Annotated in this window: 33 protein-coding genes; all 33 read left to right on the forward strand. The window is 60.4% G+C overall.

Going from position 1 to position 25245, the window contains the following annotated elements; genetic code table 11:
• The first annotated feature begins 158 nt into the window (after positions 1-158).
• The 33 genes from HU719_RS06135 to HU719_RS06295 all read left to right on the forward strand — a co-directional run bounded on the left by HU719_RS06135 (position 159) and on the right by HU719_RS06295 (position 25245).
• Entirely contained in the window at positions 159-887 is a 729-nt protein-coding gene (locus HU719_RS06135; protein ID WP_186535426.1) for a DnaT-like ssDNA-binding domain-containing protein, read from the forward strand.
• Positions 884-1567, forward strand: a complete 684-nt coding sequence (locus tag HU719_RS06140) for a replication protein P (protein WP_186535428.1) — start codon at positions 884-886, stop codon at positions 1565-1567. Before HU719_RS06135 ends, HU719_RS06140 begins: the two co-directional genes overlap by 4 nt.
• The gene (locus HU719_RS06145; RefSeq protein WP_186535430.1) at positions 1564-1776 is read left to right on the forward strand and encodes a hypothetical protein; all 213 of its coding nucleotides are present in this window, start codon (positions 1564-1566) and stop codon (positions 1774-1776) included. Before HU719_RS06140 ends, HU719_RS06145 begins: the two co-directional genes overlap by 4 nt.
• Positions 1758-2054 carry a DUF1364 domain-containing protein gene (locus tag HU719_RS06150; RefSeq protein ID WP_186535432.1) on the forward strand — a complete coding sequence of 99 codons (297 nt, stop codon included), beginning with the start codon at positions 1758-1760 and terminating at the stop codon, positions 2052-2054. Before HU719_RS06145 ends, HU719_RS06150 begins: the two co-directional genes overlap by 19 nt.
• On the forward strand, positions 2051-2491 hold the full coding sequence (locus HU719_RS06155) for a VRR-NUC domain-containing protein (protein WP_186535433.1): 441 nt from the start codon (positions 2051-2053) through the stop codon (positions 2489-2491). The genes HU719_RS06150 and HU719_RS06155 overlap by 4 nt, the downstream gene beginning before the upstream one ends.
• Positions 2488-3786 (forward strand): tyrosine-type recombinase/integrase, encoded by a 1299-nt coding sequence (locus HU719_RS06160; RefSeq protein ID WP_186535435.1) that lies wholly within the window; start codon positions 2488-2490, stop codon positions 3784-3786. The genes HU719_RS06155 and HU719_RS06160 overlap by 4 nt, the downstream gene beginning before the upstream one ends.
• Positions 3783-4013 carry a hypothetical protein gene (locus HU719_RS06165; RefSeq protein WP_186535437.1) on the forward strand — a complete coding sequence of 77 codons (231 nt, stop codon included), beginning with the start codon at positions 3783-3785 and terminating at the stop codon, positions 4011-4013. The genes HU719_RS06160 and HU719_RS06165 overlap by 4 nt, the downstream gene beginning before the upstream one ends.
• The gene (locus HU719_RS06170; RefSeq protein ID WP_186535439.1) at positions 4010-4327 is read left to right on the forward strand and encodes a hypothetical protein; all 318 of its coding nucleotides are present in this window, start codon (positions 4010-4012) and stop codon (positions 4325-4327) included. Before HU719_RS06165 ends, HU719_RS06170 begins: the two co-directional genes overlap by 4 nt.
• 10 nt (positions 4328-4337) lie before the next feature.
• Positions 4338-4679 carry an antiterminator Q family protein gene (locus HU719_RS06175; protein ID WP_054892293.1) on the forward strand — a complete coding sequence of 114 codons (342 nt, stop codon included), beginning with the start codon at positions 4338-4340 and terminating at the stop codon, positions 4677-4679.
• Positions 4680-4822: 143 nt separating this feature from the next.
• Entirely contained in the window at positions 4823-5146 is a 324-nt protein-coding gene (locus HU719_RS06180) for a phage holin, lambda family (RefSeq protein WP_186519000.1), read from the forward strand.
• Between the two features lie 3 nt (positions 5147-5149).
• On the forward strand, positions 5150-5380 hold the full coding sequence (locus tag HU719_RS06185) for a hypothetical protein (protein WP_186535441.1): 231 nt from the start codon (positions 5150-5152) through the stop codon (positions 5378-5380).
• Positions 5381-5441: 61 nt separating this feature from the next.
• Positions 5442-5672 (forward strand): Acb2/Tad1 domain-containing protein, encoded by a 231-nt coding sequence (locus HU719_RS06190; protein ID WP_186535443.1) that lies wholly within the window; start codon positions 5442-5444, stop codon positions 5670-5672.
• Positions 5673-5732: 60 nt separating this feature from the next.
• Complete coding sequence (locus HU719_RS06195) at positions 5733-5921, forward strand: hypothetical protein (RefSeq protein WP_186535445.1); 189 nt, start codon at positions 5733-5735, stop codon at positions 5919-5921.
• A complete protein-coding gene (locus HU719_RS06200; protein ID WP_186518994.1) occupies positions 5921-6256 on the forward strand; it encodes an HNH endonuclease in 336 nt (111 codons plus the stop codon). Before HU719_RS06195 ends, HU719_RS06200 begins: the two co-directional genes overlap by 1 nt.
• Positions 6257-6433: 177 nt before the next feature.
• Positions 6434-6934, forward strand: coding sequence for a terminase small subunit (locus tag HU719_RS06205; protein ID WP_186535450.1), 501 nt, complete (start codon positions 6434-6436; stop codon positions 6932-6934).
• 3 nt (positions 6935-6937) lie between these two features.
• Complete coding sequence (locus HU719_RS06210) at positions 6938-8617, forward strand: terminase large subunit (protein WP_186535457.1); 1680 nt, start codon at positions 6938-6940, stop codon at positions 8615-8617.
• A gap of 150 nt (positions 8618-8767) precedes the next feature.
• Complete coding sequence (locus HU719_RS06215; protein ID WP_186535458.1) at positions 8768-10078, forward strand: phage portal protein; 1311 nt, start codon at positions 8768-8770, stop codon at positions 10076-10078.
• A gap of 3 nt (positions 10079-10081) precedes the next feature.
• The gene (locus HU719_RS06220; RefSeq protein ID WP_186535459.1) at positions 10082-10939 is read left to right on the forward strand and encodes a head maturation protease, ClpP-related; all 858 of its coding nucleotides are present in this window, start codon (positions 10082-10084) and stop codon (positions 10937-10939) included.
• A gap of 2 nt (positions 10940-10941) precedes the next feature.
• Positions 10942-12126, forward strand: coding sequence for a phage major capsid protein (locus HU719_RS06225; protein WP_186535460.1), 1185 nt, complete (start codon positions 10942-10944; stop codon positions 12124-12126).
• A 48-nt stretch (positions 12127-12174) separates the two neighbouring features.
• Entirely contained in the window at positions 12175-12699 is a 525-nt protein-coding gene (locus HU719_RS06230; RefSeq protein WP_186535461.1) for a hypothetical protein, read from the forward strand.
• A gap of 4 nt (positions 12700-12703) precedes the next feature.
• Positions 12704-13180: a head-tail connector protein gene (locus HU719_RS06235; RefSeq protein ID WP_186535463.1), complete on the forward strand. Its 477-nt coding sequence runs from the start codon at positions 12704-12706 to the stop codon at positions 13178-13180.
• On the forward strand, positions 13180-13521 hold the full coding sequence (locus HU719_RS06240; protein ID WP_186518978.1) for a phage head closure protein: 342 nt from the start codon (positions 13180-13182) through the stop codon (positions 13519-13521). The genes HU719_RS06235 and HU719_RS06240 overlap by 1 nt, the downstream gene beginning before the upstream one ends.
• Complete coding sequence (locus HU719_RS06245) at positions 13514-13987, forward strand: HK97-gp10 family putative phage morphogenesis protein (protein ID WP_186535465.1); 474 nt, start codon at positions 13514-13516, stop codon at positions 13985-13987. The genes HU719_RS06240 and HU719_RS06245 overlap by 8 nt, the downstream gene beginning before the upstream one ends.
• Positions 13987-14355 carry a DUF3168 domain-containing protein gene (locus tag HU719_RS06250; RefSeq protein ID WP_186535467.1) on the forward strand — a complete coding sequence of 123 codons (369 nt, stop codon included), beginning with the start codon at positions 13987-13989 and terminating at the stop codon, positions 14353-14355. The genes HU719_RS06245 and HU719_RS06250 overlap by 1 nt, the downstream gene beginning before the upstream one ends.
• Positions 14356-14407: 52 nt before the next feature.
• Positions 14408-14899: a phage tail tube protein gene (locus tag HU719_RS06255; protein WP_186535469.1), complete on the forward strand. Its 492-nt coding sequence runs from the start codon at positions 14408-14410 to the stop codon at positions 14897-14899.
• A gap of 9 nt (positions 14900-14908) precedes the next feature.
• Positions 14909-15247 (forward strand): phage tail assembly chaperone family protein, TAC, encoded by a 339-nt coding sequence (locus HU719_RS06260; RefSeq protein WP_186535471.1) that lies wholly within the window; start codon positions 14909-14911, stop codon positions 15245-15247.
• 29 nt (positions 15248-15276) lie between these two features.
• Positions 15277-15531 (forward strand): phage tail assembly protein T, encoded by a 255-nt coding sequence (locus HU719_RS06265; protein WP_186535473.1) that lies wholly within the window; start codon positions 15277-15279, stop codon positions 15529-15531.
• Between the two features lie 112 nt (positions 15532-15643).
• Complete coding sequence (locus HU719_RS06270) at positions 15644-19648, forward strand: phage tail tape measure protein (protein WP_186535475.1); 4005 nt, start codon at positions 15644-15646, stop codon at positions 19646-19648.
• Positions 19649-19668: 20 nt separating this feature from the next.
• Complete coding sequence (locus tag HU719_RS06275; RefSeq protein ID WP_186518964.1) at positions 19669-20253, forward strand: hypothetical protein; 585 nt, start codon at positions 19669-19671, stop codon at positions 20251-20253.
• Positions 20253-20852 carry a hypothetical protein gene (locus HU719_RS06280; RefSeq protein ID WP_186535476.1) on the forward strand — a complete coding sequence of 200 codons (600 nt, stop codon included), beginning with the start codon at positions 20253-20255 and terminating at the stop codon, positions 20850-20852. Before HU719_RS06275 ends, HU719_RS06280 begins: the two co-directional genes overlap by 1 nt.
• 3 nt (positions 20853-20855) lie before the next feature.
• Complete coding sequence (locus HU719_RS06285; protein WP_186535478.1) at positions 20856-21254, forward strand: DUF6950 family protein; 399 nt, start codon at positions 20856-20858, stop codon at positions 21252-21254.
• On the forward strand, positions 21251-24184 hold the full coding sequence (locus HU719_RS06290; protein ID WP_186535480.1) for a phage tail tip fiber protein: 2934 nt from the start codon (positions 21251-21253) through the stop codon (positions 24182-24184). Before HU719_RS06285 ends, HU719_RS06290 begins: the two co-directional genes overlap by 4 nt.
• Positions 24184-25245, forward strand: a complete 1062-nt coding sequence (locus HU719_RS06295) for a hypothetical protein (RefSeq protein WP_186535482.1) — start codon at positions 24184-24186, stop codon at positions 25243-25245. Before HU719_RS06290 ends, HU719_RS06295 begins: the two co-directional genes overlap by 1 nt.

Consider the following 25245-nt stretch of genomic DNA (forward strand, 5'->3'; position numbering starts at 1 on the left):
CGAAAAAAAACCGCCTGGCAGGGCGGCTTCTTCAACAACATAACGAGGTCGATTATGCACCGCCAAGTCGATGCAGGCAACACCGCGCACTCGGCGTCAGTTTCCGGTTTCTCGCTAAAACTGGCGCGTCAGGATTTCCGTCAGGGAGGGCGCCTGTAATGGCTCGAATCCGCACCATCAAGCCCGAGTTCTGGACGAGCGAGCAAGTCATGGAGTGCTCGGCGATGGCTCGACTCCTCTTCATCGGCATCTGGAACTTCTGCGACGACGCAGGCAACCACCCGATGTCTCCAAAGACCATTAAGGCGCTCGTTTTCCCTGGTGACGACATCACTGCACTGGCGGTCGAGGCTTTGCTCGCCGAACTGGTGGAGAACCGCCTGATCGCACTCTACGAGTCTGCGTCGAAGCAGTATCTGCACGTCAACGGCTGGCACCACCAGAAGATCGATCGTCCGACTTACAAGCACCCTGAATTCGTGGAGCCCTCGCCGAGTGATCCCCGACCCCTAGAAGAATGCTCGTCTAGCGATGATCGATCCCTCACCCCCGGAAGGGAAGGGAAGGGAAGTAATACACACTCTCCACGCGAGCCGTTCGCGATGCATTTGGATTGGATTCCTGACGCGGTGCAGCTTCAGGCGTATGCCATGCGCTCAGGGGTTCCCCTCTCTGAACTATCGACAGACGCCATCGCTGGCTTCGTCGTTCATCACGACGCCAAGGGCTTGGCTAAGACCGAGAGCCAGTGGATTGCCGACCTGATCGCCTGGAGAAAGCGGGATCTCGCAAATGCCGCAAAGGTGGTTCCGTTGCGTGCTGGCGCGGGTGGTTCGCCACTGGATGATAGCGACACGTCGTGGAACGACACGGGAGTTGCCCGATGAATCCAGTTGCCGTTGTGACGCACGGCTTGTGGGCCAAGGTGCAGGCCGGCCAGCAGATCTCGACTGGCTACGAGCTCCCGGAGGATGTTAGGGCGGAGCTCAATCGAAAGACCGCGGCGGTGATCAACGACCTTTTCCGTGACCTGCGCTCGATCTGTACCGCCTGGAAACAGGCCTGGCCTGACCAAGCCACCTACAACGCATCCAAGCAGCAGTGGCTCACCGCTTTCCTTGAGGCCGGCATCAGCAGTCCAGAGCAGTTGCAGTTCGGCTTGATGCGCTGCCGCCAGTCAGGGGCTGCCTTCATCCCGCCGCCCGGTGAGTTCATCCAGTGGTGCCAGCCATCCCCGGAAATGCTCGGTTTGCCGCCGCTGCGCGCTGCGTTCCGCGAGGCCTGCCGGAATGCTCATCCCGCCATGGCAGGGAAGGGCAAGTGGAGCCATGACGCGGTATGGCATGCGGCGAAGGAGTGCGGCTTCGAAAGCCTGAACAAGCTCGCCGAGAACCTGAGCAGCAAATTGTTCGAGCGGAACTACACCATCGCTGTCCGCCGGCTGATGGCAGGCGAGCCGTTGCAAAAGATGCCGCTGGCACTCCCGGCCGAGGCTGCCGCCCGAAGCACGCCCGAAGTTGGCCGCGCCGCCCTGGCCTCCCTCCGCGCCCGGATGGCAGGCCAATGATCAAGCTTCCAGCGCCCGACCTCGTCGAGTACCGCTGGGCCCTGTACTGCCGTGGCGATCTGTTCGGCCTCGCAGTTGCCGAGCGCCCACCCATCGCGCTTTACCGGGATGAGGCTTCGGCCATTGCCCATGGCCAACACATGTGGCCGAGCGCCTACACCGTTATCGATCTTCACGGAGAAGACAGCCCATGCGGCAATCGAAACTGACCAAGGCCGCGCGTGGCCGGGAGTGCCAGGTGCGCATCCCGGACATTTGCAACGGCAATCCCGAAACCACCGTTCTCGCTCATTACCGACTGTCTGGCACCTGTGGTGTCGGCAAAAAGCCGCACGACATACAGGGTGCTTGGTCCTGCAGCTCCTGCCACGACGCCTGCGACGGCCGCAGCAGGGCGATTGATCGTGAAACAGCCCGCCAGTACCACGCAGAGGGCGTAATGCGTACTCAGGCGGTACTGCTCAACGAAGGGGTGCTGGTTGCATGAATTCTCAAAAGCCGCCGTTTCGTAATCCGACGATTCGAAAGCCCCGAACCCCTCGCGCCAAGCCCGTCGACCGCGAGGGCCAGGAGCAGGCCGCGTTGATGACCGAGATCCGGCTCAAGCACCCAGGCGTGCACGAGCTGATCTACCACGTCCCGAACGGCGGGCATCGCGTGAAGGCCGTCGCCGCCAAGCTAAAAGCCCAGGGCGTGAAGGCTGGCATCCCTGACCTGGTGCTGCCGATGGCCCGTGGCGGCTACTTCGGCCTGTACATCGAATTCAAAGCGACGGTTGAGCCGGCGCCCGTTTCGGAGAGCCAGCGTGATTGCTTGCGCCGCCTGAACGAGCAGGGCTACCTCGCCATCGTGTGCCGTGGGCACTTCGACGCCATGGAGCAGCTTAGGGCTTACCTGATACTGCCGGTTACGGTGGCTGCATGAGTGCGACGCGGGAAGTGAAGTTCAGTGAGGCTGAGGTACGCCGGCAGGCCGCCGACAAGTCGGTTCGGGATCTGCGCGACCCGCGCCACCCTGGCCTGTACCTGCGCTTTTGGAGCAACCGCGAGCGCGGCACCTGGCACCTAGTGCGCGGCAAAAAGTGGGTTCCGGTAGCCCGCTGGCCTGAGCTGAGCGTGTCGGCAGTGCTTGCCGAGCTGCCCGCGCTGCGTCAGCGCCTGCTGCGATCCCCGGCCACGGCGCCGGTTGTATCGGGCATGGACACCGTGGGCCTACTGCTCGACTGGTACGCCGACCGGATGTGGCTTGATCGCTCGCTGTCTGCAAAGCGCAAGGCTGCCGTCCGCGCAGCCATCAGGCAGCACCTGCATCCGTGCCTGGGCGATCTGCCAGTCAAATACGTAACCGCCGAGCTGATCGACAAGCACCTGATCTGGCCAGCCCAGACCAAGCTCTCGTTGTCCTATCTGCGACAGATGTTCGGCATGCTTCTGACCGCCTTCCGCCAAGCCCTGAAGCTGAAAATGGTCGACAGCAATCCCTTGGCTGGAGTGCGCTTCAGTGACTTCACCAAGGCACGAATTGCCCCGAAGGCTGCTCGCTTGCGTGGTGTGCACCTGCCCGAACTGATGCAGCAACTGGCCCAGGCATTTGAGGCGGCCCCACACGACGCCATGCTGGCCCTGATGATGCTGGCCCACGGTACCCGGGTCGGCGAAACCCGCCTGGCCCGCTGGAGTGACGTCACCCTAGCTGCTGCCGAGTGGTTCATCCCAGCGGCCCACACCAAGACCCGCACCGAGCACCGCCTGCCCCTCACTGCCCAGTTGCGGGCGCTGCTGGTTCGGTACCGGGCTATCCAGCAGGCGCACGGCTATGAGGGCGCTTACCTGTTCCCGAACCGTCGCGGGCACTGCCTGAGCGAAACCCAAGCCAGCATGGTGTTCACCCGACTGGGGCAGGGGCAGTGGACCAGTCACGATCTGCGTAAGGTGTCTCGCACCACCTGGACCGACCTCGGCATTGACGGCCACATCGGCGAGATGCTGCTGAACCACACGCTGGGCAAGATCGCCAGCACCTACATCCACACTCAAGCCATGGAACAGCGCAAGTTGGCCTTGGAGAAGTGGCACGCGTGGCTTGACCGGATCGGTTTCGCGGCCATCCACGGCCTTAAAGAGGCCTTATTTGAAATCCCGCAGAACTCGCCGCAGACCAATGGCGGCGTGGTCTCGGGCAACCTTAGCGAATTAGTTATTAGCGAGGATTCGAAATGAGTATTTCCGAGTACGGCACCCTCGCAGTCTCGTGGAATGTGAGCGCGCCAAAGGCTTATGCGCCGGCCTTTGACCGATCGAAGGTGTTCATGGTGCGCATCCAGAACTACGACGATCACCGGCGCCTCAGCGTGACCATGCTCGGCGGCGCTCGCTTCGAGGTGGACAGCCGCACGTTCCCTTACGACATCGACAAGGCTGCCGACTGGCTGGTAGGTGGTGAATGAGGAAGAGCCACGGCCCAGCCTTCAAGAAGGCCGTGATCGAGCTGGACAAGTGCCCTTTGTGCCGTGGGAGAGCGGTCACCCAGGGCGTGTTTCACGAACTGCCATGCGACCACTGCAACGCCTCGGGCTGGGTAGTTGCTGCAACCGGCGAGGCGCTGGCCTTGGATGAACTGGTGACCCAGCTCAGCATGGCCCTGCAGGTCGCGACACGGCAGATCGAACAGTTGAAAAGACCCCAGGCCGGCGGGCCTGAGGCTGGATATCAGGGAAGCAACCGGCGCGGCGCCGGCGGCATCAACTACACCGGGGATTGAGGGGAGAGACATGAGCCATTTGGAAAGAAGTGCCGAAGAACTGCTAGAGCATTGGGGCAGATGGGTAGTGCTGGGATCAGGCGTTTCGTGCTGCGCATCGCGCGAGAACACGGTTCTTGATCCGATAATCACAGACGACGAGGCGCTTTTTGTTGATCGATTGGTCGGCCGGCTGCTGCAGCGCTATGCCGAATGCGGGGCTGTGATCATGAAGTATTACACCTCGCGGGATACCTCTCTGCGTGATGTGGGTAAGAAGCTGGGGTTCGGCGAGGAGAAGACCCGCCAGTTGTGGAAGGCTGGCGTCGCATGGGTTGATGGTGCACTGGACGTTCGGCGTGAGGCCGCTTGACATCCCCGGTCCTGACTCGTATATTTCGTGTTACTTTGCGGTAGGTGCGCGGGAGCAAACTCGCCACCACCGGAAACCATCATTGAGCCTCGGCATTTGCCGGGGCTTTTTCGTTTGTGCTCCCCGGAACGGGAGGAATCGAGATGGCAAACATGCCCGAGAAGGATCCTGGCCTCTGGGCCGCTGTGCTCGCCTGGGTGCTCGCTCATCAGCCTCAGCTGTATGCCGCTGGCCTATCGGTTGCTATCGCTGCCCTGCGGGTGGTGTATGGCGGCGGGACGCGTCGACAGATGATCTTGGAGGGAGCGCTCTGCGGTCTCATCACTCTGGCCTTGGTACCGCTGCTTGAATGGATGGGGTTGCCGCAAGGTATGGCCACTTTCGCTGGTGGGGCCGTCGGCTTCATGGGTGTGGAGAAGCTTCGCGGCTACTCCGATCTGTTCCTGTCTCGCAAGGCTCAGGGGTAGCCAATGAATCGAAACCAGATCGCCACGGCGAACAGCCTCTTCTTCACGCGAGACCAAGTTCAGCGTCGCCTAGACACCGTACTGAGTGGCTCAGGTGTCGCGCTGGCGATAACTGGTGACTACCAGCAGCCAGACGTTCTGGCTGCGGTTTTGGAGCCCCTGTCGGAACACTTCAGAAAAGAGATTGCAGCCATCAATGATCAGCTCAAGCTGATGGGCTGGAGCGGCGAGTAACGCGCTCGCGCCACAAACTCAACATGCGCCGGTTCGTGGCGCGCCCACATGAGGATTCACCATGGACAACCAGCACAAGAAGATCACCGGCTACCGCGACCTCACCCAGAGCGAGATCAATGGCATGAACTCCATCAAGGCCCTGGAGGCCGACGCCGGCGAACTCTTCAAGCAGATCAGTGCGATCGAGGGTGTGGACCAGCGCACCTTGGCTTTGGCTAAGACCAACCTGCAGCAGGGCTTCATGTGGTTCGTGCGCTCGATCGCCAAGCCTGCCGACCCGTTCGCCTAATGGCCTGCAGCGGCTGCGCTGCACGGCGCGAGTGGATCAACAAATGGATGAGGGTAGCCCGTGAACGAGCAAGCAATCTCTTTGCTCCAGCAGATCCTGGACCAGCAACAGAAACAGACCAGCCTTCTCGAGCAGATCGCAACCCAGAACCTGGCGCTGATCGAAGCGCTGGCGGATGACCAGGGCCTGGAGCCTGACGCAGCCCCTCGGACCTACCTTAGCGGTGCGCCCGTCCTCGGTGGCCGGTGATGGCTCGACTCAAGACGCTCAGTCCGCGCATCAAAGAAGGCGCAGGGTTGCGGCTAAAGGTTGTGACACCAGGAAGCTGGCGGAGCGGGATGACCAGCACCCAGCGGGGCTACGACTATCGATGGCAGAAGGCGCGCGACCGACACCTGCGAGCCAACCCGCTTTGCGTCTACTGCGCCAAGGTGGGTAAGACTGCTGCGGCCAGCGTGGTCGACCACATCATCCCTCACCGCGGTGATCAGGCTCTGTTCTGGGATGAGGGCAACTGGCAGTCGCTATGCGGACCATGCCATAGCTCTGTGAAGCAGGCGGAGGAGGCGGTAGGCGCGTCGTGATGGCTACCGGCGGGTTAGTTCTCGTCTTAAGCACGTCAACTGCGTGCCTCAAATTGGTTAGTGGCACGCTATAAGCGTGCCTCAAGGGTAGGGGGTGTGAAAGTCTGAAGTCTCTGCGCTTCTAGACCACCACCGACCCCACGCAGACATTTTTCTCCCCCCTCAAGGTTTTTGTTAATGGTGTTAACAGACAAACAGCGACAGTTTGTTGACGCTAAGGCACGAGGAGCGTCCAACAAGGAAGCGGCCGAAGCCGCGGGCAGCAAGCCTTCGACCGCTGCTGCCGCAGGTTCGCGCTGGGCAAATGATCCGAAGATTGCATCCGCAATCCTGGCTAGAAGAGCAGAACTCAGTGTTAACCCTGGGCCTAAAAAACGCCGAGGAAATGTTAAGGCTGAGGAAGCCACCGAAGACCCTGTAGAGATCAGCGAGGCGGACGGCGAGTTTCTCAGTTGCCTGCCCTCGACCGATGATCCCCTCGTTTGGCTGCTCGCTCTCATGAACGAGCCCAGGGCAAAGGTGTTCGATCGGCGCAACGCCGCACAGACCGCCGTCCCCTACATCCATGGGAAGAAGGCCGAGGCGGGCAAGAAAGAGCAGAAGGCGGAGGCCGCGAAAGAGGCGGGCAAGGGCAAATACTCCCAGAGCAAGCCGCCCCTCACTGTCGTCAAGGGGTAACAAATGCTTTGGACCACTGCCTGCCCAGACTGGTGGCGGCGCCTGGCTGCCAGTGAATCCATCATCCCTGAGCCGCTATTCCCGCAGGAAGCCGAAGAAAGCCTTGAGGTGTTCAAGGGGCTTCGCATCGTTGACGCCCCAGGCAGCCCAACCATCGAAACTGCATGTGCCCCATGGGTGCTCGCTTTCGCAGGGGCCGTGTTTGGCAGCTACAACAGCGAAACCGGCGAACGCCTAATTCGGGAGTTCATGCTCTGCATCCCGAAAAAGAACAGCAAGTCGACCATCGCTGCCGCGATCATGCTGACAGCTTTGGTGCGCAACTGGCGACTGTCGGCCGAGTTCATCATCCTGGCGCCGACCAAAGAGATTGCCGACAACGCTTTCGTTCCAGCCAAGGACATGGTCAGCAAAGACGAGGAGCTGAAAGATCTGCTGCATGTGCAGCCTCACCTCCGGCTGATCACCCACCGAGAAACAGGGGCCACGCTGAAGGTTGTCGCGGCAGACAGCGACGTGGTCGGCGGCAAGAAAGCAGTAGGCGTGCTGATCGACGAGGCCTGGCTGTTCGGCAAGAACCCTAAAGCAGCTGACATGATCAGGGAAGCCACTGGCGGCTTGCTGTCCAGGCCCGAAGGCTTTGTCATTTGGCTTACCACGCAGTCGAACGAGCCACCTGCTGGTGTGTTCAGGTCGAAGCTCAGTTATGCCCGCGGCGTGCGGGATGGGCGCATCAACGACAATCGCTTCTTGCCGGTCATCTACGAGTTCCCCAAGGAGATGATCGACAGCGGCGATGCCCGCAAGCCCGAGAACTTCCACTTGGTGAACCCCAACATGGGATTCTCGGTTGATCGCCCGACGCTTGAACGCTTGTTCATGCAGGCGGAAATCGACGGGGAAGCAGAGTTACGAGGATTCCTGGCCAAGCATCTCAATATCGAGATCGGTTTGGCGCTCATGTCGGATGCCTGGGTCGGCGCCGAGTTCTGGGAAGCCCAGGCGGCCACCTGGCTCAATCTCGATGAGATTCTGGTTCGCTGCGAGGTCATTGATGTTGGTGGTGACGGCGGCGGCTTGGACGATTTGCTTGGCCTTGCAGTCATTGGCCGTGAATCTGGAACCCGCCGCTGGTTCCACTGGGCCCATGCTTGGGCACACCCATCAGTACTTGAACGACGCAAGTCCGAGGCACCACGCCTTAAAGACCTTGAAGCTATTGGTGACTTGACCATCGTCAAGCGGATTGGCGACGACGTTGAGCAATTCGCTGCCATCGTCAAACGCATCAACGAGACGGGCTTGCTGGACAAGGTCGGCCTCGACCCGGCGGGAATTGGCTCTGTTCTCGATGCGCTGGCTGATGCCGGTGTAGAGGAGGACAAGGTCGTTGGCATTTCTCAGGGCTGGAAGCTCACCGGCGCAATCAAGACCACTGAGCGCAAGCTTGCGGAAGGCGCGCTGCTTCATTGCGGGCAGCCGCTTATGGCCTGGTCATGTGGCAACGCCAAAGGCGTGCCATCGGCCAACGCTTTCTTGATCACCAAGCAGGCCTCCGGCACAGCCAAGATCGACCCGCTTATGGCTACTTTCAACGCCGTTTCTCTGATCAGCCTCAATCCTGAAGGTCGCGGAGGAATGGACAACTTCATGGCTGGCATTCGGGACCCACTGATCGCATGAACGCACTTCATATTTACATCGCTTGCGCTCTGGTGGCTTTCTGCCTGGCATGTTCCGGGGTATGGGTACTGGCCGGTACAGGCTGGGCCTTGCTGGCAGGGTCGGTGAGTTTCTTCTGCATCGCCGGCTTCCTTCGCCGAGGGCTGACCAGTGATTAAAACCTTATCCCAGGCATTGGGCGCTGCAGCCACCAAGCCGTCAGCCAGTGTGGGAGAGTGGCTGGGCAGGACCATCAAGCTGTCGGATGGCGGGTTCTGGAGCGCCTTCTCTGGTGCCCAGTCCAGCAGCGGCAAGTCAGTCAGTGTGGACAAGGCGATGCGTCTTTCCACGGTTTGGGCATGTGTCCGCATCATCTCGACCTCGGTGGCTGGCCTGCCGTTGAGTATTTACAGGCGGATGCCAGATGGTAGCCGCGAGAGTGCGCGGGATTTCCCGCTTTATGACGTGGTGCACACCAGCCCGAACGAAGACATGGCCGCCTTCCATTTCTGGCAGGCAGTCGTTGCCTCGATGTTGCTGTGGGGCAACGCCTACTGCGAAATCCACCGATCCGCAGGCCGCGTCATCGCGCTGGACTTTCTGATGCCGTCCAGAGTCGACCTCGAATTCGATGATGATGGTCGGCTGAGGTACTTCTTCAGGCCTAGGAAGGGCGCGCGTCGAGAGATTGTTCGGCAGAACATGCTGCACATCCCGGCATTCACGCTGGATGGCCGGGTAGGGCTTTCCGCCATTCGTTACGGCGCGGATGTGTTCGGTTCGGCGATGTCAGCCGACGACGCGGCGAATAGCACCTTCCGTAACGGCATGATGCCAACGGTGGCGTTTTCGGTGGACAAGACGCTGAATCCGGCCCAGCGCGTTGAGTTCCGCGAGTACGTCAAGACCATCTCAGGGGCGCTCAACGCCGGGAAAAGCCCCGTGCTCGAGCAAGGCGTAAAGCCTGAGATGATCGGCATCAATCCTGCCGACGCCCAGTTGCTGGAGTCCAGAGGACACAGTGTCGAGGAAATCTGCCGTTGGTTCGGTGTTCCGCCCTGGATGGTGATGAAGACGGACAAGGGCAGCAACTGGGGAACCGGTCTGGAGCAGCAGCAGATCGCATTCCTCACCTACTGCATCATGTCTTTCACATCGCCTATCGAGCAGTGCGTAAACAAGTGGTGCATGACGGCGGTAGACCGCATCAACTTCTATTCGGAATTCTCGCTTGAGGCGTTCTTGAGGGCAGACAGCACCGGACGCGCGGCGTACCTGAGCACCATGGCTCAGAACGGTTTCATCACTCGCAACGAAGGGCGGCGCAAAGACAACATGCCTCATATGCCTGGAGGGGACGTGCTCACGGTTCAGTCCAACCTGGTGCCGCTGGAGCAGCTGGGCAAGCAAAACGATGGGCAGGCCGTTCGGGCCGCACTGATGAACTGGCTGCAAGAGCCGGACAGCACCTCACCGGAGTAATCCATGAAACACAAAATTCAGTCTCGCGGCCTGCGCAGCGAGATGAGCCCGCGCGCGCTCGATAAATGGAACCCCGCCATCCAAGCGGCCGTTGAGAACACCTCAGACACCATCACGGTGTATGGGGTGATCGGCGAAGACTGGTACGGCGAGGGCGTCACGCTCAAGCGGATCGATGCAGCGCTGCGCGCCATCGGTGAGCGCGATGTCACCGTCTATATCAACTCGCCAGGCGGCGACATGTTTGAAGGCATCGCCATTTACCACCGCCTTCAGGAGCACAGTCACCAGGTCACCACCAAGGTGCTCGGCATGGCGGCTAGCGCTGCTTCGATCGTTTTCCTCGCAGGCAAGAAACGAGAGGTGGCCAGCAGTGCCTTCCTGATGATCCACAACTGCTGGACCTGGCTCGCCGGCAATCGTCACTACCTTCGCGACATCGCCGATGACATGGAAGAGTTCGATGCCGCCATGGCCGACCTCTACGCCGAGACCAGCGGGCAGCCGGCTGAAGACATGGCCGAGCTGATGGACGACGAAACCTACATTCGCGGCAAGCGTGCCGTTGAGCTGGGCCTGGCCACAGGGCTGCTGTCGTCCAGCGAAGTCACCGAGCGTGAGACCGAAGACGCAGCCCAGGCCAATGCGCTCAAGGCCATGGATGTTGCCTTGGCCAAGGGCGGCATGCCTCGTTCTGAGCGCCGTGAACTGTTCGCCAGTTTCAAGTCCGGTATGCCTCGCGCTGCCGGCGGGGGCACGCATAACGCTGCCTCGACCGATAAGCCCCGCGCTGTCGCGCCAGACCTCTCCGCCTCTCTGAGCGCGGCAACCAATCTACTCAATTCTTTGCAAGGACAGTGACCATGGACTTTGAAGCCCAAGTCAAGGAACTCAACGCCAGCCTCAAGGGCATTGGCGATCAAATCAAGAGCCAGGCCGAGGCGGTCGAGAAGCAGATCAAGGCGTCCGGTGATATGAATACCGAAACTCGCGCCAAGGTCGACGAGCTGCTGACCAAGCAAGGCGAACTCAACGCTCGCCTGGGTGAAGCCGAGCAAAAGCTCGTCAACGCCAATCGCGACCGCAATCACCAAGAGGAGCCTCAAAAGTCGGTCGGCGCTTTGGTGATCGAAAGCGAAGAAATGAAGGACATGAGCGCCTCCTTCCGTGGTTCGCGACGCGTATCCGTGCCGCGCGCCGCCATCACCACTGCTACCGGCGGTGACCTGGTTCCTGCCCAGCGCCTGGCCGGTGTTGTGGCGCCGCCACAGCGTCGATTGACGATTCGCGACCTGGTGGCGCCTGGCGAGACGGAGTCGAACTCCATCGAGTACATCCGTGAGACTGGCTACACCAACAACGCGCGCACGGTCGCGGAAGGAACCGCCAAGCCGTACTCCGACATCACCTTCGCCCTGGCGACCGCGAACGTCCGCACTATTGCTCACCTGTTCAAGGCGAGCCGCCAGATGCTTGATGACGCCAAAGCACTGCAGAGTTACATCGACGCGCGTGCCCGCTATGGCCTGAACATGGCAGAAGAAGCTCAACTGCTCTACGGCAACGGCTCCGGTGCGAATTTGCAGGGCCTCATGACTGTTGCCCAGCTGTACGCCCAGCCCGCTGGCGTATCCGTTGTGGGTGAGCAGCGTATCGACCGACTGCGCCTGGCGCTCTTGCAAGCCGAACTGGCGGAGTTCCCCTCGGACGGTATCGTCCTCAACCCAATCGACTGGGCGGCCATCGAGCTGACCAAAGACGGGGAGGGGCGTTACATCATTGGCCAGCCTCAGGAAGGAACCAGTGCAAAGCTCTGGAATCGCCCGGTGGTTTCCACTCAGGCCATGACTCAAGACGACTTCCTTGTCGGTGCGTTCAAGCTCGGCGCGCAGATCTTCGATCGCATGGAAATTGAAGTGTTGATCTCCACCGAGAACGACAAGGATTTCGAGAACAACATGGCGACTATCCGCGCCGAGGAGCGCCTTGCCTTCGCCATCTACCGCGACGAGGCCTTCGTCACCGGCCAACTGACCGGCACGCCTTAACTTCCCCGCACAACGGCGTCAGCAATGGCGCCTGACTGGAGTATTCCTATGGCACGTAAACAGGAAAAACCAGAGGCCGCGGTTGAGGTGCAAGACGCTGCTTCAGCCTCTCAACCCGTCAACGGCAAGTCTGAGGGTGGTGTTTTGCCGCTTCCGACTGAGGTCACGCTTTCACCGGGCACTGGCGAGGACGGCGCTTCCGTAGCGGCTCCAGCCCTTGCAGCGAACTTAGCTCCGCAGCAGCAGGAAATTGCGGGGCGTGAGCCAAATGTTGGGGCAGAGGGTCTGGTCGCCGCCTCCAATCCTTCTGCCGTGGTAGCGGGCGATCCTGCTGAATCCGTCCGGGACGAACCAGTGGAGGGCATTGCCGGGGATGGCCTCGATGAGTCGGTAGTCGAGGAGCGGGTGCTGGACAACCTCAATCCTGTGGCGCTCCAGATTTACCCGATGCGGTCCTACATGGATGAAGGTGAGTTGCGTCGTCGCGGTGGTCCGGCCTATTCGGTTCCTCGTCGCCATGCTGAAGAGCTGATGGAGCGAAAGCTGGCGTCCCTACATCCTCTGAAGGAGTGACGGCATGCCAGTAATTGCAATCGACTTGGCCATGCATCACCTGTTGGCAGAGCCAGAAGATCAGGCACTAGTCGAAGCACAGCTTGGTGCTGCGGAGGATGCGGCGATGAATTTTCTAAACCGCCGCTTCTACCTGGATCAGGTTGTCCTCGATGCTGCTCGCGCTGGCGTGCAGGAAATGATGCAGGAAGCCAAGGAAGCGAACGCTGCGGCTGTAGATGCTGCTGACGCGGAGCAGGATCACACCATACGCTGCCGTCTGCTTGAGCACGCCAGAAAGGCGCTGGCCGCCGCCTACGACCAGGCCGACGCTATCGCCTATGGCATGGTTATAAACCCTTCGATCCAGGCTGCCTGTCTGCTCAAGCTTGGCCATCTGTTCGCCAATCGCGAGGAGGTTGTCACCGGAGCGACTGCGGTCGAGCTTCCGTTGGCGTCTCAGCACCTGCTGATGCCGTACCGCATCCGGATGGGTGTGTAATGCAGGCCGGCAAGCTCCGGCATCGCATCGACATCGAGGAGAAAACCACTCCCCGAGACCCGAAAACCGGTGCGTTCGGCGAGCCGCAATGGACTGTGCGCTGGCCCAAGTGCCCCGCCCGCGTCGAGCCGCTTTCAGCTCGCGATCTGGTCGCGGCCCAGGCCGCGCAATCCGAGGCCACCGCGCGAATGGTCATCCGGTACCGCGCCGGAGTGCTCCCAACCATGCGGGCGATCTACCGCGGCGAGGTGTACAGCTTCGAAGGTCCGCCCCTCGAGGATCCGAAGTCCGGTTTGGAGTATCTGACGATCCTCGTTTCGAAGGGGGTGAAAGATGGCTGACGAGATCTCGGCACGCCTGCAGGGCGCGAAACCAATCATCGAGACGATGCTCGGTCTAGCGCCAAAGCTGCGTAGAAAGGGGCTGCGTAAGGCTGCCCGTCAGGCAATGAACGTCGTCCGGGACGATGCGCGAGCCCGCGCGAAGGCAATCGATGATCCTGAAACCGCCGAGAAGATCTGGAAGAACATCGTCACCCAAGAATCAGGTCGGCAGGGCCGCAGTGAGGGCGGGGTGGTGATGAAAGTGGGTATTCGCGGCGGCGCTGGCTCGAACCAGCACAGCAAGGATGCAGGCGGGAATCCTGGTGGCGACACCCGGCACTGGCGCTACCTCGAGTTCGGTACCCAGCACACGCCGCCGGCACCGTTCATGCGTCCGGCATTTTCGAGCAACGTCACAGCGGTAACCGATCGCTTCATTCAGGTGCTCGGTCAAGAAGTCGATGCGGCATTGAGAGGGTCTTGATGGAGGCGCCAATTTTCGCAGTCTGCTCTGCTGATCCCGGTGTAGCAGCGCTGATCGGTGCTGGCATCGACTGCCGGCTCTACTCGTTCGGCGAAGCGCCGGAAAAGCCCGTGAAGCCGTACGTCGTCTGGAGCGTAATCAACGGCAGCCCTGAGAACTACCTGGCGGGGCGACCCGACTCAGACAGGTTCACCCTGCAACTCGACGTGTATGCGGCCACTGCCGACCCGGTACAGGCAGTGACCAAAGCGCTGTGTGACGCCATTGAGCCGATCGCCTATGTCGTGCGCTGGGGCGCGACCGATCGCGACCCCAAGACGAAGGACTGCCACCGAAGCTTTGATGTGGATTGGATAGTCCGCCGATGAAACAACCCAGCCCGCCCAGTGCGGGCTTTTCTTTGCCCGACAGGAGATAACCATGTCGATTTTGACCCAAGGAACCCAGGTATTTTCCCTGATGCCGCCGCTTAGCGGCACCGGCCCTTTCACCGTGGTGGAAGTCGAGTGCGCCACAGCCTTCAACCCCGGCGGCGCGCCGAAAGAGCAGATCGAGGACACCTGCCTCAGCTCCAACGAGCGCACTTACAAGCCCGGCCTGCGCACCCCCGGCCAAGCCTCCCTGACCATCAACGCCGATCCCAACAGCGCCAGTCACGTTCGCCTGCACCAGCTTTCCGAAGCGAACGGTGATACCACCATGAAGTGGGCGGTTGGCTGGTCCGATGGCACCGCAGCGCCGACGCTGAACGCCGAAGGCGATGACTTCGAGCTGCCGGACAGCCGCACCTGGTTCGTGTTCGAGGGCTATGTCGCTGACTTCCCGTTCGACTTCGCCGCCAACGCCGTGGTCAGCACCGCAGTATCCATCCAACGCTCAGGCGGTTCTGCCTGGATCAAGAAAACCGCCTAAGGGGGCGCCATGAATCTCGCGCAACTGAAAAAGAAAGGGGGCGTCATCCTTGATGCCCTGGTGGCCAAAAAGATCGAGTGGAAGCATCTCGACGTGGCGGGCAAGGAAGTTACCGACGAGTTCACCGTGCACGTCCGCCGACACTCCTTTGGCGCAATGGAGCAGATGTATGCCGCCGACGAGTCGAAGGCGTCCCGGAATGCTCGTTACCTGGCTGATTCGATCATGCTGGGTAAGGATGGTGACGAGCCACTGCCATATGAAGACGCTGTCAACCTCGACCAAGCGCTTGGCCTGCTGTTGCTCAAAGCCGTCAATGAAGTGAATAACCCCGAAGCAAAGAGCTAACCTCGGCCGACGAGCTGTGGCATGAACTGGTGCTGAACGGGATCGGCGGCAAATCAATTGCTGAGGCCAAAGCAGCACTTTCCTACGCGGAGGTGCTGGCTTGGGTGGCTTACCGCGACAAGCATGGATCGCTCAACTTGGCGTATCGAGGGGAGCTGGCCGCAGCAATCGTTGCGCAGCAGGTCAATCGAGGCGCAGGCGGCAAGGCCGATGTTCAAGATTTCATGCCACATCGAGTTCAGCCGGGGACTGCGCTTGAGCAGGCGATGGCCGAGTGGGCGTGATCTGCAGGCTGTCCTGTTCAGTAGCGATAGCGTCCATTTTCCAGTGGCTTAGCACTGCTAGACAAACCGTAAGGCCCGCTTCGGCGGGCCTTTTGCGACATGGAGAAAAGCAATGGCGAGCCGCTCGCTTGGCACCCTGACTCTGGACCTAATTGCCAGGATCGGTGGGTTTCAACAGGGCATGGACCAGGCTTCGCGGTCCCTGTCCCGAACCGGCAGTGCGGCAGACTCTGCTGCGGCGCGGGTCTCCGCGATGCAGGGCAGTTTTACGTCCCTTTCCGGGGTTGCGGCTACGGTTTCAGCGTCATTGGCCTCCGCCTTTAGCCTCCAAGCCGTTTATGCGGCATCGGAGGCCTACACCACTCTCACCAGCCGCATGTTGCTGGTGACCGAGGGTTCTGCTCAGCTTGCTGCTGCCCAGAAAGCGGTGTTCTCGATCGCGCAGAGCTCGTATCAGCCGCTGACCGCGACGGCGGAGCTTTATCAGCGCATTGCGACCAACCAAAAAGAATTGAAGCTCTCTGGTGAGGGCGTCGCCGGCATCGTGGGCACCATCAGTAAGACGATGGCCATTTCTGGCGCTAACGCGGCATCGGCAAACGCCGCTTTGATCCAGCTGGGTCAGGCATTTGCCTCTGGCACGCTGCGTGGCGAGGAACTGAACTCGGTCATGGAGCAGGCGCCGGCCCTGGCGCAGGCTATTGCGGCAGGCATGGGCAAGACAGTCGGCGAGCTGCGCACCCTCGGCGCCGCTGGCCTACTTACCGCCGACGCAGTGGTAAAAGCACTCCAGGCGCAGCAGCAGGCTGTCGATGAGCTTTTCGGCAAAACTGCCGTCACGATCGGCAACAGCCTCACGGCGCTGGAAAACTCGTTCACTCAGGTCGTGGGTAGGCTGGATCAGGCGTCTGGTGTCAGCGCAACGATCTCCTCGAGCATCGTGAGCGCATCCAAGGCACTTGACGGCTTCACATCCAATGCGACAACGACTGCGAAGACGATCCAGAGCTTTTCGAGCGCGGCAGAAACTCTGGCTTATGTGTTCGGGGCTCGACTGGCGCTATCCGGCGCCCAGGCTGCCAGCAGCTTTGCGCTCGCAACGAAAGCCTCGATCCAGCAGGCGGCTGCATTGGTCGCGACCACAGCGGCCCAATGGGGCGCGGTCAATGCTGATTCCGCTGCCTCTCGGCAGGCGCTGGAAACAGCGAAATCTCGACAGGCCGATGCACTGGCGCTGATGGAGCGAGCTAGGCTTGAAGTCGTCACGGCAGAACAGAAGATCGCGGCTGATCGCATGCGGCAGACGTCGGAGATCAACAATCTCAAGTCGGTTCAGGCCACGTTGGCCGCCGAAAGGAGCCTTGAAGGACAGCGGCTCAAGGCGCAAATCAACGAGCAGGGGCGGGCACTGGCCATCGCGCGAATGGCTGCGGCCCGGCTGGACGAAGTGGCCATCATCAGGCAGATCCAGGCCGCCGAAGCGCAGCTTGCTGCAACGACAGCTGCAACATCCGCTGAGATGCAGGCGGCTTACGCCGTCAGAACCGCAGCGGTTGCGGCGTATGGGGAAACAACGCTCGCCGTGAATGCTGCGGTTCGCACTTCCGATGCTGCAACTGCTGCTGCATCTAACGCCAGCAAGGCCATCCTGCTCACCGCCGCGGCAGGCCGGGGTCTGCTCGCGCTGCTCACCGGCCCAGTCGGCCTCATCGTCGCAACTGGTCTCGTTGCGGCCAGCTTCTTTTCGATGCGCACCAGTGCCGACGAGGCGACACAGGCACTGAGCGCTCACGGGGCGACAGTCGATGAAGTCCGGGAGAAGTACGAGAAGCTCAGCGGCGCCCAGCAGCGCGTGAAGCGCCTGGAATGGATCGATGAGCAGCAACAGGCACTGAGCACCGCCAGCTCTGCACTGGATAACTACGCGTTCAAGATTGAACGCGGCATTGACCTGGGGCCTCAGACCAAACAGTTCCGCACGATGATTGAAGAAGTCGAGCGCGGGCAAAGGACTCTCGATAGCGTTACGACCTGGATCGAGTCGCAGGCGAGCCTGTATCCCGAGTTCCGCAAGGAAATTGCGGGGCTGACGAGGGACTATGACAACAACGTGCAGAAGGCCGACGAGCTCAAGGCTGTGCTCCGTGGGCTGGATGGCGAGACGAAAAAGGTTTCACAAAGCACCGAGCAGATGCGAGCTGCCCTGAATGCCAGTCAGGAACAGACCAAGGGGCAGGTGGCCAAATGGGAAGAGTACATCGGCAAGCTGCGCGAGACCCGTGACCTGTTTGGCGCAAACAAGAAAGCCCAGGCTGAGTTCGAAGCCAGCAAGATGGGGCTCAACGACAAGCAGCGAGAGGAAGCCAGGCTTGTCGCATCGCAGATCGATGTGATGGACAAGTACAAAGACGCTGTAAAAGCTGGTGATAAGGCGAAACAGCAGTCGCTGCGCAAAGAGCTGGAGGCCATTTACGCCCGGCAGCAAGCGCTTGCCGATGCAGCTGCTGCCGAGAAAAAGCTGCAGGACGCTGCGAACAAGGCGGCAGAAGAGTCAGCGAACAAGAAGATTTCGGAAATGCAGCGTGTGCTGGAGGCGGCGAACAAGGTGTTCAACGCCGCTGCTGGTTTCTCAGCCAAATCCAGCTTTCTCACAGGGCGGAACATGCTCCTGGCGTCACCTGAGCAGCAGAGCATTACCGGAAGATCAATGGTGGCACCGGGCTCCCCAACGCCGTCTGTTGGCGTTGCTCCGCGCAAAAGTCCCCAGCAGCTCGCGGCTGAGCGTCTCGCGCAGATTGAGGCAACCACCGACAGGAACAAGACTGCGGGTGACAAAGCCGCCAATGCGCTCAAAAAGCGCTTCGAGACCATGGAGGAGGGGTACAAGCGTCAGATCGAGCTGATCAACACCTCGACCGACAAGCGCAAGAATGCCACCGAGGTCGAGAAGCTGGCCTTCGAGCTGGCGAGCGGGAAGCTTGAAGGCGTGAATGCCAAGCAGCGCAAAGTGCTAGAGGGGCTCGCTGCCGAACTCGATGCAAAAAAGGCGCTGTTGAAGGCCGACCAAGATGCCAAGAAGCTCGCTGCGCTGAAATTCAACCTCGCCGAGGATAACCGCACCACGCAGGATGGGTTTGAGCAGGAACTTGCCGGCGCCGGCAGGGGTGAAAAATACCGAGCGCAGCTTCGGGAGAAGCTCTCCATTGAGCAGGATTTCAACAAGCAACGTCGCGAGATGTACAAGGAATACAAGGAGGCTGTTCTCGCGAACGACCCAGACGCTGAAGCCAACTATAAAAAAGAAACACAGATGTTGGACGAGGCTTTGGCTGAGCGCCTGGCGATACAACAGGATTACTACGACAAGAAAGATGAAATGCAGAGCAACTGGCTCGATGGTGCCAAGGATGCCTGGCAGGACTATTCGGATCATGCTCGCGACTTGTCTTCGCAGATGTACGACGTGACCAGCAATGCCTTGAGTAGCCTGGAGGACGAGCTGGTCAACTTCGTGAAGACCGGCAAATTCAACTTCGAAGAATTCGCCGCAGGCATTGCCGAGGATCTACTGCGCATGCTGGTAAGAATCGGCCTGCAAATGGCTGTTAACGCGGCAATCGGTAATACAGCCGCTGCCGCTTCCTCGGCGCTTGCAGTCGCGACTGGTACAGCAATGGCCACGGCCTACGCCCCCGCTGCGGCGCTCGCGTCTCTGGCGTCGTTTGGTGCCAACGCTGCGCCGGCCTCTGCCGCCCTGACCACTACCACAGGCTTGGCCTCGAGCCTGGCACTGGTGGGCATGGCGCATGATGGTATCGACAGCGTTCCGCGAGAAGGTACCTGGTTGTTGCAAAAAGGTGAGCGGGTAACCACAGCCGGTACCAGTGCGAAGCTCGACAAGACCCTCGAAAGCATCCAGTCCCAGGGCGGTGATCAGGGGCAATGGAACTCCATGCCGCCCATACAGCAGCACATCAGCGTGCAAGGGGCTGCCGATGAGGCGACCTTGTCTCGCATCCAGGAGGCCGCCAAACAGGGGGCTCAGATGGGCTATCAAATGGTCCTTCGGGACTTCCGCACCAATGGTCCTGCGCGTCAGCAACTGCGCAAGGCTTAATCGACTACCAGGAGTGACACATGGCAATCGCTTGGCCGGAGGGGTTGTGCCCGACTGAAATGACCTGGGGCGTCGTTTACAACAACCGGGCATTTACCTCGACGCTGTCTAACGCTCAGCAAATCGTCGGCTATCCGGGGGCATATTGGCAGTGCCAGGTGACCTTCGGCGCACTGTCGCGGGCCGAGGAGCGTGTTCTCACGTCCTTCATCGGGCGCCTACAGGGCATGTTTGGTACTTTCCACCTTCCGGCGTTCACTCGCACGCGCACTGACTCCATCGGGGCGCCGGTCGTGGTTAGTGCGCTCGCCCAGGCTTCTGCCATGAGACTGGGAGGGGTTACGCCGGACGCGAAAGTGTTCTCAATGGGCGATTACATTAGCATCGAGGGTGTCATGTTCGAGGTCATTGATGACGCTGTTGCGGACGCAGAGGGCCAGGTGCAGGTGCTCGTCAACAAGCCCATCCGAAAGACCATTCGAGCCGGCGCCGCGATTGAGTATCGAGCGCCGTATGCGGAGATGCGGCGTACCAGCGATTCGCACACGGTGACTATCCGGCCGGTGGTGTCGAACGGCTCGCTTGAATTCCGGGAGGCGTTCTAATGGCAGCGGCATTCCCATTTAGTCAGCGAGTAGTCGACATCATCACTCAGGGCAACTTCATGGCGGTTTATGCATGCGAGCTGGACTTCCCTGGCGGCATGGTATTCGCGCATACCGGCACCGGTGATTTGGTAATCGACGGAATCACCTACCTTGGTGTCGGTAGTTTCGGCGAAATCAGCCAGGCGCAGGAGAGCAGCAGCTCCAGCTCGCCGATGAGTGTCGAACTTACCCTCAGCGGGCTGAACACTACCATCATCACAGAAACCAGTCTCAAGGGCTGTCGGGGGCGGAACGCCAAGCTCATGTTCGTGGTGTTCAGCCAGTCGGGCGAATCTGCCGCCGATATCTTGTTCAGCGGTCGAATGGATGCGGCGCAGTTCTCATACAGCGGCAACGGCGACAATGGCAACCATATCAAGGTACCTATCGTCGACCGTATGGCGGAGTGGAGCCGCACGGCGACCGAGCGCTGGACCGACGAGAATCACCGAGCTCGGCACCAGGATGACCGATTCTTCTACGCGGTCGCCCAGATGGCGGATTGGCCGATCTACTGGGGCGCGAGCAAGGACGCCCCTTCCTTCAGCTACGAGTAGACCATGAGAAATCGAAACTGGACCACGCAGCTCGCCCACACGATCAAGGCCGCCACTGAGCGGCCTTTTTCATGGGGCGAGTTTGATTGCTGCCTGTTCGCTGCTGATTGCTCAATGGCGATTTGCGGCGTAGACCCGGCGGCGTCATACCGAGGGCGCTACACCACAGAGACGGGGGCCAAGCGCCTGCTCAAGAGGAACCACGGGTCACTCGAAGGCGCGTGGGACGCGTGTTTTTCTCGGGTTGAGCCGGCTTATACCCAGCGTGGCGACGTGGCGCTCTATGACGGACCGAATGGCCGAGGTGTCGCCGTGTACTGGGCCGGTGACTTCTGGTCTGCGTCGGAGGAGGGCGTGGGGCGTATCGATTGCGCACCGCTGGTGGTCTGGAGGATCGAATGAGCAAGGCGGTCAAGAAAATTGCGTTGGTGGCCGCCGGTGCCGCGCTCGGATTCGTTACCGGCGGTGTCGGCTTTGCCATTCTCGGCGGGGCGGTTGGGCTGTTTATCGGGTCGCAGCAAACTGCGGCGTTGAAAAGCGATGTTGCGTCCAGCAGCGGTCCGTCGGCACAAACTGTTCGGTCATCAAAAGCACCAGTGCGGTTCATCCTCGGTCGGGTCAGCACTGGCGGCGTCTTGGTGTGGGCGCAGGAGCAGTCCGGAAGCCAGACCGATGGTGAGTGGGTGCATCTGGTGTATGTGCTCAGCGAAGGCGCTGTTGATGCGCTGGAGGCGATCTACCTGGGCGAGGAGGACATCAAGACCTACGGTGGCTATGCCAGTTATGAGCTGGTGGTCGATCCGACCAAGGTGAACGCCTTCCTCAAAGCCAACTGTCGGGATTGGAGGGACGTGCAGATCGGTCGCGGCCTGTCCTTTGTGCGTCTTTCGTTAAAGCACAGTGCCGAGAAATTCCCGTCGGGCATCCCAGATGTCCGATTCGTGGTGCGTGGCCGAAAGGACATGTACGACCCGCGCAGCGGCTTGACCGGCTACAGCGGTAACACAGCCCTGCACCTGCTGTGGTACCTGCGCGTGCGGTGCAAGGTGCCGGATGACGAGATTTTGTTTCAGTCATTCGCTAGCGCGGCAAACGTGTGTGACGAGGCGGTCACCAACCCCGATGATACTGCCGGTGTGCGTTATCAAACCGGCTGCGTGATTGGCGCCGACGAACAGCGGACCCAGGTGCTGCAGAAGCTGGAGGAGTCTTGCGCTGGGCAACTGATCCGCGTGGGCGGGAAATGGATGCTGCAAGCGGGCGCCTACTATGGGCCGCATGACTTTGAAATCACCGAAGACATGATTATCGGCACGGTGTCTGGATCTACCGAGGTGAACAATGACGCCGCGATCAACGTCGTGACCGGCACCTTTGTCGACCCCTCTCAGACATGGGCCGAGACCGACTTCCCAGAGGTGCGCATTCAGCAGTGGGTGGACGAGGATGGAGGCGAGTCCTCCGAGTCCATGACGCTGAGCTACGTCACCAATGCCTACCAGGCTCAGCGTCTGGCCAACATCAAGTTACGCCGCACACGGGCCGGCGGCTCCCTACAGTTCCCGATGAGCTTTATGGGTTACAACTGTCGTCCCGGGCGTGTGGTATGGGTCAACCTGCCTTCGTTGAATATCGTCGGCGAGTTCATCGTAACTGACTGGGGGATGGCTGCCGACGACGGATGTACGGTGACTGTCACCCAGTACAGCGAGGATCTTTTCGACGACGCGGTGGGTGAGCCGTACGACCCTATCGGTATCATCGATCTACCATCGGGAGGGCTCGGGTCACCTACAGATTTGGTGTGGGCTCGGGACGAATCTGCTGAGGTTGTCCAGGGGCTGCTGAGCTGGGTTCCACCATTCGGGGTCGTCACCGGATACGCAGTCACGGTGCGCCAGAGCGGCACTGCGGTTCAGGCGCAGCAAGTTCCCGACACCACGCTCCAGTTACCTATCGGCGGACTTCCGTCCGGTCGCTACACCATTGCCGTAGCTGCCCTCGGTCCTCTCACCCGTTCCGGGGAGGCGAGCATCACGGTGAACATCGACGGGCCAGCGGCGCCCGAGACGTGCACGGTGCAGTCGACCGTCGAGAGCATCACCCTGTTGCCGCGTAATGTGCAGCACGGCCTCAATGGTGGGACCTACGAGTATTTCTACAGCCTGGATCCTCAGGCGACTGTCGAACAGGCTGAATACCTCGGGCAGGGCTTAAGCCTGACACACACCGGCTTGGCATTTTTCACTAACTATTACTACTTCATACGCTCGCGCAACGCCTATGGGGTAAGCAGTTTCCTGCGAGTGCCTGCGTCCACATCCACCAACGTGACAACCATGCTGGAGGCGCTGAAGGACAAGATCGAGCGCAGCCAGCTCGGCCCTGAGCTTGGGAAGGAGATCGACGACCTCCAAGACCAAATCGCTGCATTGGACGGGCTGAAGGCGTATGACCCTGATCAGGCATATGAGCAGGGTCAACTGGTGGTCGTGGATGGTCGGATCTATCAAGCCTTGCATGAGGTGGCCGCCGATCCTGAGGGCGGGAACACGCCGCCCAACAACAGCCTTTGGGCGGACGTTGGTCAGACACTGGAGACTGCCAACGGCCTGGTCCAGCAGGTGCAGCTCATTACCGCACGAATCGAAGAGGTTGACGGTCGCGTTACTGCATCGGCTGATCAGCTTAGCCTCCTCCAAGCGGCCTGGCGCCCGGATAGCGCTGACGGCGACCTTGCCGACGCGCTGGCCGGCTGGGAGACGAAGGCCCGGATCAAGGTTGAGGAACGGGTCAGGGCAAGCGAAACGGAGGCGCTCGCTCGCAGGGCTGAGGAGCTAAATGTCTCGATCGGGGACACCAGCGCCGCCGTGGGAATAGTTAGCGAGGCAGTTGTCCGGCTCGATGGCAAAGTCGGGGCACAGGTGACTATCAAGGCCGAGACCACAGTGGGCGGGCAGACGGTCCAGGCCGGCCTGCTGCTCGGGAGCGACGGGGAAACCAGCCAAATCCTTAACTTTGCTCAGCGCTGGGCAATTGTGGACGAGGTGTCGGGAGTAATGACCACTCCGGTCGTGGTTGAGGGCGGACAGATGTTCATCAACACCGCTCTCATCAACAAGGCGTTTATCCAGGAACTGGTCTTGAGCATGTCGCTCAAGTCCCAGGCCGTTGACCCACAAGGCAGGCCCTTGATCGAGATCGACATGGTCAATGGCACCTTTGCAGTGCGCGGCCATGATGGCGACGGCTCTACGTTGCTCAACAATGGCGGCGTCTACGTTTATGACGTGAACGACGTTGAGCGCGCCGCTATCGGGAGGCTCACCTGATGGCGGCCCTTTATGGATTGCGCACACGAGATGAACTGAGCCGGATTACGCTCGACACCACAGTCACGCCGATCCGGTCCATAAAAATGATGACGGTGAGAGGCAATGGGGCATTCGATCAGTACATCTCGATTCCGGAGATCAAGGCCGAATCTTTTGTGGTGGTCGATGCCTTGACCAATCGCAATGAGTACACGTCTTCACCGCAGGCCTGGTATTCGCCGGGCCGGCTGCACCTGCGGCAGCCGCAAACCGAGCCGTGGCAGGTGATGATCTTGTCTCAGGGCGGAGAGCCATTTGAGGCGCCTGGAACCTACGGCATCCGGACCCGGAACAACGATGTCCGCACGCAGATCGACTCGGTCAACCGAGTGTTGACGATCCGTCACAGCGGTGCGTTTCAGATCGGCCTTTACTGGCGTCCAGGTATGGAGGTAATCGTCCGGGATTGGGCTACTGTGGCCTTCCCCAGTCCGATCAAGACATACGAGAGGCCGCTGATTTTCCTGAATGCGGTCAATTACATGATGGTCGGCAGATTCTATGTAACGGGCGGCCCTGGGAACTGGACGGGCTTCCGCCTCAAACAGTTTGCAAACAGCAAGCACCATGGTGGTGCAGCAAACGACTATATGCAGATCCGCTGGTTCTGCGCGAGCTACATGACGCCGAACTCGCCCGCTGGGGAATACGGCGCTTCGGTGCGTGATGCCGATGGCAATCGGACGTTCGTTACCACTGCGAACTTGGCCTTACTCAACGGTCAGCCGTCTGCGTCGGGTTTCTATCGTGCGGGCACTCCCATTGAGGGTGTGAGTTATTACGCATCCAGCAATCGGATGGCCTGGACCGGCAGTTATGACGATTACGTGCTCGCCAATGCGTTGTTCTCGTGTACCAACGTGATAGGCACCACGAACCCGATCAGGCCAAATTTCGGCGGCTTCCTGCCAGGCAATCGGTCCGTGCTGCAGATCTACTGCGAGAACAATTCAGGGGCGAATCCCCTAAGCCCGAATGGCCGGACGCTGTTCGCTTCGCGTCCAATGAAACCACTCTGA

Source organism: Pseudomonas farsensis (assembly GCF_014268805.2).
In the GTDB taxonomy this organism is placed as follows: Bacteria; Pseudomonadota; Gammaproteobacteria; order Pseudomonadales; family Pseudomonadaceae; genus Aquipseudomonas; species Aquipseudomonas farsensis.

Bases quoted from the DNA above. Each gene is read 5' to 3' on its own strand.
- HU719_RS06135 (WP_186535426.1), top strand. From the start codon at position 159: ATGGCTCGAATCCGCACCATCAAGCCCGAGTTCTGGACGAGCGAGCAA.
- HU719_RS06140 (WP_186535428.1), top strand. From the start codon at position 884: ATGAATCCAGTTGCCGTTGTGACGCACGGCTTGTGGGCCAAGGTGCAG.
- HU719_RS06145 (WP_186535430.1), top strand. From the start codon at position 1,564: ATGATCAAGCTTCCAGCGCCCGACCTCGTCGAGTACCGCTGGGCCCTG.
- HU719_RS06150 (WP_186535432.1), top strand. From the start codon at position 1,758: ATGCGGCAATCGAAACTGACCAAGGCCGCGCGTGGCCGGGAGTGCCAG.
- HU719_RS06155 (WP_186535433.1), top strand. From the start codon at position 2,051: ATGAATTCTCAAAAGCCGCCGTTTCGTAATCCGACGATTCGAAAGCCC.
- HU719_RS06160 (WP_186535435.1), top strand. From the start codon at position 2,488: ATGAGTGCGACGCGGGAAGTGAAGTTCAGTGAGGCTGAGGTACGCCGG.
- HU719_RS06165 (WP_186535437.1), top strand. From the start codon at position 3,783: ATGAGTATTTCCGAGTACGGCACCCTCGCAGTCTCGTGGAATGTGAGC.
- HU719_RS06170 (WP_186535439.1), top strand. From the start codon at position 4,010: ATGAGGAAGAGCCACGGCCCAGCCTTCAAGAAGGCCGTGATCGAGCTG.
- HU719_RS06175 (WP_054892293.1), top strand. From the start codon at position 4,338: ATGAGCCATTTGGAAAGAAGTGCCGAAGAACTGCTAGAGCATTGGGGC.
- HU719_RS06180 (WP_186519000.1), top strand. From the start codon at position 4,823: ATGGCAAACATGCCCGAGAAGGATCCTGGCCTCTGGGCCGCTGTGCTC.
- HU719_RS06185 (WP_186535441.1), top strand. From the start codon at position 5,150: ATGAATCGAAACCAGATCGCCACGGCGAACAGCCTCTTCTTCACGCGA.
- HU719_RS06190 (WP_186535443.1), top strand. From the start codon at position 5,442: ATGGACAACCAGCACAAGAAGATCACCGGCTACCGCGACCTCACCCAG.
- HU719_RS06200 (WP_186518994.1), top strand. From the start codon at position 5,921: ATGGCTCGACTCAAGACGCTCAGTCCGCGCATCAAAGAAGGCGCAGGG.
- HU719_RS06205 (WP_186535450.1), top strand. From the start codon at position 6,434: ATGGTGTTAACAGACAAACAGCGACAGTTTGTTGACGCTAAGGCACGA.
- HU719_RS06210 (WP_186535457.1), top strand. From the start codon at position 6,938: ATGCTTTGGACCACTGCCTGCCCAGACTGGTGGCGGCGCCTGGCTGCC.
- HU719_RS06220 (WP_186535459.1), top strand. From the start codon at position 10,082: ATGAAACACAAAATTCAGTCTCGCGGCCTGCGCAGCGAGATGAGCCCG.
- HU719_RS06225 (WP_186535460.1), top strand. From the start codon at position 10,942: ATGGACTTTGAAGCCCAAGTCAAGGAACTCAACGCCAGCCTCAAGGGC.
- HU719_RS06230 (WP_186535461.1), top strand. From the start codon at position 12,175: ATGGCACGTAAACAGGAAAAACCAGAGGCCGCGGTTGAGGTGCAAGAC.
- HU719_RS06235 (WP_186535463.1), top strand. From the start codon at position 12,704: ATGCCAGTAATTGCAATCGACTTGGCCATGCATCACCTGTTGGCAGAG.
- HU719_RS06240 (WP_186518978.1), top strand. From the start codon at position 13,180: ATGCAGGCCGGCAAGCTCCGGCATCGCATCGACATCGAGGAGAAAACC.
- HU719_RS06245 (WP_186535465.1), top strand. From the start codon at position 13,514: ATGGCTGACGAGATCTCGGCACGCCTGCAGGGCGCGAAACCAATCATC.
- HU719_RS06250 (WP_186535467.1), top strand. From the start codon at position 13,987: ATGGAGGCGCCAATTTTCGCAGTCTGCTCTGCTGATCCCGGTGTAGCA.
- HU719_RS06255 (WP_186535469.1), top strand. From the start codon at position 14,408: ATGTCGATTTTGACCCAAGGAACCCAGGTATTTTCCCTGATGCCGCCG.
- HU719_RS06260 (WP_186535471.1), top strand. From the start codon at position 14,909: ATGAATCTCGCGCAACTGAAAAAGAAAGGGGGCGTCATCCTTGATGCC.
- HU719_RS06270 (WP_186535475.1), top strand. From the start codon at position 15,644: ATGGCGAGCCGCTCGCTTGGCACCCTGACTCTGGACCTAATTGCCAGG.
- HU719_RS06275 (WP_186518964.1), top strand. From the start codon at position 19,669: ATGGCAATCGCTTGGCCGGAGGGGTTGTGCCCGACTGAAATGACCTGG.
- HU719_RS06280 (WP_186535476.1), top strand. From the start codon at position 20,253: ATGGCAGCGGCATTCCCATTTAGTCAGCGAGTAGTCGACATCATCACT.
- HU719_RS06285 (WP_186535478.1), top strand. From the start codon at position 20,856: ATGAGAAATCGAAACTGGACCACGCAGCTCGCCCACACGATCAAGGCC.
- HU719_RS06290 (WP_186535480.1), top strand. From the start codon at position 21,251: ATGAGCAAGGCGGTCAAGAAAATTGCGTTGGTGGCCGCCGGTGCCGCG.
- HU719_RS06295 (WP_186535482.1), top strand. From the start codon at position 24,184: ATGGCGGCCCTTTATGGATTGCGCACACGAGATGAACTGAGCCGGATT.